Here is a 7558-nt window from a genome sequence, read left to right as displayed (position 1 = left end):
GACATTTCATCGAGAAATGGGGTTTGAAAAGTCCGAGCAAAGTAAAAAGGTTTAGCAACTTATCAACTGGATTAACAATGTCCTTTAGTCTTTCTAATTAGTAAGAACCTCTGCATAGATCTCGAAAGTCTAAGTAGAGGTTCTTATTCGTCTCTCTCAATACTTATATTTACTTCTTTTAACCGGTCAGTTACTAGAGGGACGACCATTTGGAAATATTCATTTGCCTTAAACTTTAATTGATTTCCGTCTATAAATAAGAATTCATATTCAGGAAAATCCCCTTTCTCGCCCTTATAATAAATCACTTTTTCCACCTCGCTCCATGAATAGGAAAGGTCCTGTTTAGAAAAGAGAGTTCTGTATGATAGGCCATCCTCTGAAATTAATTTAAAAGATTGGGATGCCGTCCAAAAGGGAATGACACTCAAGCAGACAAATGCGATGCTTAATATAATCGAAAACTTTCGGATATCGAATATGGAAATAATCATTGCAGCAATAACTAATAAAAACAACCCGATCCCATAAACAATGTAATTTTCTCCGGGTACAAAAACAACCTGGTAAATTCCTTTCGTGTAATATACACTATCTGCTATTGTCTGCGGGGCAAAGATGAGGAGAAAAGGAGTTGAAACAGCAATACATATTCCAATGGCCAAAAAAACATGCTTAGGCTGATAATTTTTTTCCAATTCATATCCTCCTTAAGATAATTAACCTTTTAATAGGGTCTTTCCATTTATCATTAATATCCATTTTAGTGAATTGTACAATATTTTCAATCTCGTAATAATGATGACCAGTCAACGTTTAATCTGAATTTGTTAAGTGGAACCATTTTCTAAAACTCCCGTCTAAATGTAAGGAGGGATAAATACAATGAAAAAACTAAAAAGTTGGTGGATTCTTTTTCTCATTATGCTCACTGGTTGTTCTGGGCAAGAAGAACAATTAACAAGAATGGATGTTCAAAAAGTGAATGAAGAAGGAATGTACGAAGAGGAAATCATTATTTCAGAAAAAGAAACGATAAATCTACTAAGGAATTCTTTGGAAAAAGTGAAATGGGAACCTAACACAAAAGCTGAAATGTCGAGGAAAGAGGATGTATTGGCTACCTTATTTTACACTTTTGATAAGAATATGCCGGAAAGGCTTTACGAATATAGAATTTGGTTTAATCCTAATGAAACTTCCACCATTATCAGTAATAATGAAAAAGAAGGTTATGGAACCTTGGATGAAGAAAACACAAAAGTAATCAAAAAAGCTTTTTCAATGTCATCGGAGGATTAGAGTTGAATCGTTCATTTTACGCTCTATTAATCAGCCAAACCTCCATGAATTTGGGGTTTGCTTTATATACAATGGTCGTTGTGCTGCATCTTTACAATGAAACCGGCTCGACCACAATATCGGCGATGGTCACATTAATAAGTGTATTATCCCGAATGGTAAGCGGAGTATTTTTGCCCTCCGTATCGGATCGATTTCAGCTGAATCAGTTGTTGATATTTTCTCAGATTGCACAAGTGATGCTGTTATCTGTACTGTTTATTCTTTTTCAACAACCGCTTGATACGGTTATTATTATATTTATCTTTAGTTTATTAGCAGTCATCTCGTTTTTTAATGGATTTTTTGCTCCTGTTAAAAGCACGATTGTTAAGGCTGTTGTTCCTGAGCATTCTAGGGTTAAAGCAAATAGTCTATTATCAAGTGTGGATCAAACCTTTTTATTTTCTGGCTGGACCTTTGGAGGGGTGCTGCTTGCATTCCTTGGAAAACAAACCACTCTTGTGATTACTATCTGTTTTCTAGCGGTTTCCGTAGTCAGCTTATTTTTTATAAAAATGAACCGGTCAACCAGCATAGTTACTGCAGAAGGAATGATCAGCAGGTTAACCTCTGGGTGGAAGTACCTTTTCCAGCACGAAGGATTGCGGGTCATCGTGATCATGGATGTAATGGAAACAATGGTCGGATCTATCTGGATAGGAGCTGTCACACTCACTTTCGCAAAAGAGGCACTCGGAAAAGGAGAAGCCTGGTGGGGCTATATCAATGGCGGCTATTATTTTGGAGCGATTTTAGGCGGGTTTCTTGTCTTCCGATTTTCAAAATTCTTAAAGGGTCGCTTAACGATACTCATGTTGATCGGTTCAGCTGCTTTTGGTTTATTGACCTTTTCATATGGCTTCGTAGGCCATGCATGTCTTGCTGTACTTTTAGTCATTTTAATGGGTCCTTCCTTTCAAGTTAGAGATTTGGCGCAAGAAACGATGTTCCAAAATAGTACAGACGAAAAGACGCTTACCCGGATTCTTGCTGCTAAAGCTACATTGGTACAATTGATCTTCATTTTTTCAATTATTGGCATTGGGGCTTTGACTGACCTGATTGGCGTCCGGCTCGTTTATATTCTGTCCGGCGGTTTAATGCTTCTTTCCTCTCTATATGGATTCGTCCATCTTTATTTGCATGGAAAAGGGTTATCATTGGAGGGGGAAGCGAGGGAAATGACATAGTATTATTTTGAAAAGACGACATTCGCTAAGTAAAGTGGGTGTCGTCTTTTTCAAAGCTATTTTACAATAATGTTGCATTTAACTAATCTGGTTAGTTAAAATGATAATATAATTAGTTGCTTTGAGAGGATACGAAAATATGAAAATAACAAAAATGCATTCCGTTTATCAATTAGCTTTTATGCCACGGTTATTCCCTGTAAATTGTTATTTAGTTGAAGAGGAGACTAGTCTCACTCTTATTGATGCCGCTATGCCATACAGTGCAAAAAGCATTATCCAGTCGGCAAGGAAGATTGGAAAGCCTATCACAAATATCATTATTACTCATGCCCATGCTGATCATGTAGGTGCATTAGACATACTAAAAGAGATTTTGCCAGAAGCACAAGTAAGCATTTCTTCCAGGGACTCACTCCTATTAAGAGGAGATACTACAATCCATCCTGATGAAAAAAATTTCCCGATACGCGGAGGGGTTCCGAAAAATATTAAAACCCGCCCTGATATTTTGCTTCATGAAGGGGAACGGATTGGTTCATTAGAGGTTATCCATTCGCCCGGCCATACACCAGGCTCTATCTCTCTTCTAGATACGAGGAATCGAAGTTTAATAGTTGGGGATGCATTCCAAACTAGAGGCGGGATCGCTGTTTCTGGAGTGGTGAAGCCATTATTTCCTTTTCCGGCATTAGCCACTTGGGATAAAGAAACCGCGCTTATAAGTGCTAGAAAATTAGTCGGCTGCCAACCGAGTTTGCTTGCTGCCGGACATGGGAAAATGATTGGTCATCCAATTGAATTGATGAAAAAGGCTATTGATCATGCAGAAATGAAATAAGCGCAAGAGAATAGAGGTAATGAAGATGACACGTCGTACGAAAATAGATTTAGCTGTAATTTTACTTAAAGCAACACAATTAATTGATGAACATGGCTTAGACCAGCTTTCTCTTGGTGTGCTGGCTGAGGAACTGCAAATTCGCCCTCCGTCCTTATACAACCATGTGAACGGATTAAATGAATTGAAGCAAAAGCTAGCCATTCATGGATTGAGAAAGCTATATGAGACGATGCTTCAAGCTGCTGCGGGACGATCGGGTGATGATGCCATTAAAGCCCTAAGTGAAGCATATATTGAGTTTGTTAGAAATCATCCTGGACTTTATGAGGCAACTTCGAGATTTCCTGATCCTGAAGATAAGGAATTACAGGAAGCGCAGGAGTCCATTGTCCGTCTTGCTGTCCAAGTACTGCAAGTGTATAGCCTGGAGGAAGAACAAGCTATTCATATGGTCAGGGGCTTCAGAAGCATTTTGCATGGATTTGCTTCCATTGAACGAATGGGTGGCTTCGGGCTGCCTTACGATACGGATAAAAGTTTGTCGATTCTCATAAATACATTTATTAAGGGTCTCCATTCTTATGAAAATGAGAAGGTGAATAGTGATGCTTTTAGAGAGTATTAAGGTAGTGAACATCATCCTTCGTTTTTTGCTGGAGCTTTTTGGCCTGTCTGTTTATGGATATTGGGGATATAAAATGGGGACGACATCCATTATGAGATGGGGGCTTGCGGCTGGAATTCCTATTATGATTGCGCTTGTTTGGGGTTTATTCGGATCGCCAAAAGCAACCTTTCAGCTTTCAGGAATCTCTCATTTATTGCTCGAAATAGGCATCTTTCTTATCCCTGTCGTATTGCTAATTAGTCTCGGGAAAGTTCAAATAGCTTGGTTTTATGGGATTATAGTGGTTGTGAACCGTATTTTAATGTATCTTTGGGAGCAATGATAGATATTTGATTCGGGATTATGTGATTTGTTAAAGTAGAAATAGAGGAAGGTGGATCATATTGGCTAAATCAATTGTTGAAAAACTAAATCTAACAAAATATAAAAAAGCTACGGTTTTGGGAATGCCTGAGGGTACAGATTATCTAGCAGAATTAACAGATTATGATACAGAACTGACGAATAGTCCGTATGATCTTATTTTTGCCTTCGTGTTAGATATGGAGTCTTTAAAGGGCCTTGTAGACAGGGTGATTGAGAAAAATGATTTAACGGAAAATGGATATATCTTTTTGGCTTACCCCAAGATGGGGAATAAAGTTTACTCTACCTTTATTCACCGCGATCATTTATTAGGCGGGTTAGGTGCAAATGAGGATGGTTACATCGGTGCAAGCAATCTTAAATTTGCCCGTATGGTAGGACTGGATGATGTCTTTACAGTTGTAGGCCTTAAAATTGATGCTAAAAGTAAAGGAAGCACTTCTACAAAACCAAGCCAATGTGTGGATGACTATATCGAGATGATTCCAAATGTGGAGAAAGACTTGCAGGAGACGCCAGATTTGCTTGAAATCTATCAATCGCTAACACCAGGGTATCGAAAGGATTGGGCCCGTTATGTGTATAGTGCCAAACAAGAGGCAACAAAAGCGAAACGGCGCGATGAAATGAAAGTGATCCTTGCTGCTGGCTACAAGACTAGGGATTTGTATCGCAGAGATAATAAATAGGGGAATAAAGCAGCAGGGAAAAAGACGTTCATTAAGTAAAACTTACTTGATGAACGTCTTTTTCAGCTAACATATTTCTTGCCTCAAAAATCAATCCTCATTATCTAACCAAACATCCTCCCCATGTTTTCTCTTTTGCTGCTTATTGATTTTCCGATATTCCTTTGACTTGAAAATGATATCGAAGTCATAGTTTTCGGGATACAATTCACGTCCTTTTATATACAGCTTTAACCGTTTATGATTAATTGTCCGCTTTTCTCCTTGAATTTGAACAACATAATCACCTTTCGAATCTGGTCCCTTATATATGATTCCCATCTCATTTGTTTCCGTTAATAAAACATTATCTCCTTGTTCAAATAGGGTAAAGCTTTCCGTACTTGAATCAAGGGATGTTTTTTTTGCAGTCCTTCTCGCATATTTATTAATGGCAATTTGCTTCTGGTAGCCTGGCCCTTTTAAAATAGCTGCATCTAATTCATCGCGATAGCTTCGATTATTTTTATAAGTAATTTGATGAGCCTTTTCGATCAATTCTGGGTGCATGCCAAGCTTGATCGCGATGTCGAAAGCCTGGCTGTTTCCGCTTTGTCCAAGAAGAAGCTTGTAGGTTGGCCGCAATGTTTCAATATCAAATTCCATCATCCCATTTAGAAATCCGCTTGTTTTTTCCGCGAATTCCTTCATTTCATTGTAGTGAGTAGTGGCAAATAAAGTTGCACCCTTTTGGTAAAGCTGCTCGAGAATCACAATTGCCAATGCCATACCCTCGCTTGGGTCTGTCCCTGAACCCAATTCATCAAGAAGGACAAGTGAGTGGTCATTTGTGACTCGCAGGATATCAATAATATTTACAAGCCTTGAACTGAATGTGCTTAAGTTCTGTTCAATGCTTTGCCCATCTCCAATATCAACGAAAATATGTTGAAAAATGGCAATTTCGCTCCCGGGATTTGCTGGTATCGGCAAACCTGTTTGTGCCATCATGGTGAGCAGACCAACTGTTTTCAAGGTAACCGTCTTTCCACCCGTATTCGGCCCGGTTATGACCAAGGCGCGATGCTCTTCACCAAATTGAATGGAAAGTGGGACAGCTTTGTCGCCAAGCATCGGATGCCGAGCTTCTTTTAAGTTGATTACATAATCTTCATTTAATATAGGAGTCGAACAGCCTGTTTTTCGGCTATACGCTGCCTTTGCAAATAGGACATCATAATGATGCATCGTTTCGATAGCAATTTTGATTATATTCTCATGCTGAAGCACCTTTTCCGTTAATTCATATAAAATCCTTTCCGTTTTCTGCTCTTCAGCCATACGCAAAAGCTCAATTTCTTCTTGAATAGAACCTAATTCAGAAGGCTCAATATATAAGGTTGAGCCTGATGCGGAAGAATCAAGAACAGTTCCTTGCACTTTGGAGCGATACTGTCTTTTTACAGAGATGGCAATCCGAGCATTCCTTTCAACGAGTAACGTATCCTGCAGATATGCTGCATACCTCTTTGATTTTACGAGCTGCTGGGCTTTCTCCTTCAGCTTATCTGTTTGGATCGAAAGCTGTCTTCTTAAATAAGCTAAATCGCTTGAAGCATGCTGATCAACCTGCCCATGACGGATGCAACGGTTAATTTCCTCCTCTAGCTCCCGCACCTCACCAATCGATTCCGCATATAAACTTACATTCGGAGCTGCATAGTGCTTATCCTTCATGAATTGTTTTAGCTTCGAGCAATGCTGCAGGAATGAAAGAACGTACGTAAACTGATCAGCACGAATATAGATTCCTTTTCGTGCCTGTGTTAGATAGTGATCCATTTCATCCAGAGTATGAATAGGGACACTGCTGCTAATTTTGATAATTTCCTCTGCTTCAGCGATCTCTTTTAATGATAACTCCATTCTCCGTTTATCTGGCAATGGACGTAATGCTTGAAGGGTGTTCTTCCCCCGATTCGTTTTCGCAAAATTTGCGATTTCGTTTAGAATTTCTTGATACCCCAATACATCAATGGTTTGCTGATTCATTTTGAATCCCCCTATTATCTTTTATTTAAACCATTTAAACTTCATAAAAAAAACCGCCATGAACAAAATCGCTCATGACGGTAAGAAGAAATGGAAACATGCAATGGCAAACTAAAATTGCGCGCAGCACTATAGATAGGGAGGGAATGCCCTCGTTTTTCCTATTTTTGCACACAAAAAAGCTATGACAAAACATGCCATAGCGGGTTCACCAAATCTTCTATGCTATGATGCGTGTTCTTAACATCCCTCAAAAAAGCGTACACTTAATAAACCAGTAATTTGACTGGTTTTTTGCTTTCTTCAAGGCCGTATGAAAATAACGGTTAGTTAAGAACATTCACACTCATAAAACAAACTCCTTTGAGTTTACATTTTTATACAAATTAAGTATACCTTGAATGTGCTTGGGAGGTCAATATTTGAATGAAGATTCTAATATTTTTAATGTGTATGACCTTGAAAT

General features: G+C 38.7%; 8 protein-coding genes. 6 read left to right on the top strand and 2 right to left on the bottom strand.

The window, feature by feature from the left end; genetic code table 11:
- Nucleotides 1-143: 143 nt before the first annotated feature.
- Nucleotides 144-698: a hypothetical protein gene (locus V7149_RS07015; protein WP_335344932.1), complete on the bottom strand. Its 555-nt coding sequence runs from the start codon at nucleotides 696-698 to the stop codon at nucleotides 144-146.
- A 187-nt stretch (nucleotides 699-885) separates the two neighbouring features.
- Here V7149_RS07015 and V7149_RS07010 point away from each other — a divergent pair, with 187 nt between their 5' ends.
- The 6 genes from V7149_RS07010 to V7149_RS06985 all read left to right on the top strand — a co-directional run bounded on the left by V7149_RS07010 (nucleotide 886) and on the right by V7149_RS06985 (nucleotide 5061).
- Nucleotides 886-1302, top strand: coding sequence for a hypothetical protein (locus V7149_RS07010; protein WP_335344931.1), 417 nt, complete (start codon nucleotides 886-888; stop codon nucleotides 1300-1302).
- Between the two features lie 2 nt (nucleotides 1303-1304).
- Complete coding sequence (locus tag V7149_RS07005; protein ID WP_335344930.1) at nucleotides 1305-2534, top strand: MFS transporter; 1230 nt, start codon at nucleotides 1305-1307, stop codon at nucleotides 2532-2534.
- Nucleotides 2535-2673: 139 nt separating this feature from the next.
- A complete protein-coding gene (locus V7149_RS07000; protein ID WP_335344929.1) occupies nucleotides 2674-3375 on the top strand; it encodes an MBL fold metallo-hydrolase in 702 nt (233 codons plus the stop codon).
- A gap of 25 nt (nucleotides 3376-3400) precedes the next feature.
- On the top strand, nucleotides 3401-4003 hold the full coding sequence (locus V7149_RS06995; protein ID WP_335344928.1) for a TetR/AcrR family transcriptional regulator: 603 nt from the start codon (nucleotides 3401-3403) through the stop codon (nucleotides 4001-4003).
- Nucleotides 3984-4328 (top strand): YrdB family protein, encoded by a 345-nt coding sequence (locus V7149_RS06990; protein WP_335344980.1) that lies wholly within the window; start codon nucleotides 3984-3986, stop codon nucleotides 4326-4328. Before V7149_RS06995 ends, V7149_RS06990 begins: the two co-directional genes overlap by 20 nt.
- A gap of 58 nt (nucleotides 4329-4386) precedes the next feature.
- Complete coding sequence (locus V7149_RS06985) at nucleotides 4387-5061, top strand: YdeI/OmpD-associated family protein (RefSeq protein ID WP_335344979.1); 675 nt, start codon at nucleotides 4387-4389, stop codon at nucleotides 5059-5061.
- Nucleotides 5062-5151: 90 nt separating this feature from the next.
- On the opposite strand, the gene V7149_RS06980 is transcribed toward V7149_RS06985, so the two are convergent.
- Nucleotides 5152-7092, bottom strand: coding sequence for an endonuclease MutS2 (locus tag V7149_RS06980; RefSeq protein ID WP_335344927.1), 1941 nt, complete (start codon nucleotides 7090-7092; stop codon nucleotides 5152-5154).
- Nucleotides 7093-7558: the final 466 nt, after the last annotated feature.

This window comes from Bacillus sp. JJ1503 (assembly GCF_036965125.1).
In the GTDB taxonomy this organism is placed as follows: Bacteria; Bacillota; Bacilli; order Bacillales; family Cytobacillaceae; genus Cytobacillus.
Note: the sequence above shows the minus strand (reverse complement) of the source record. Positions and strands in the feature narration are given on the sequence as shown.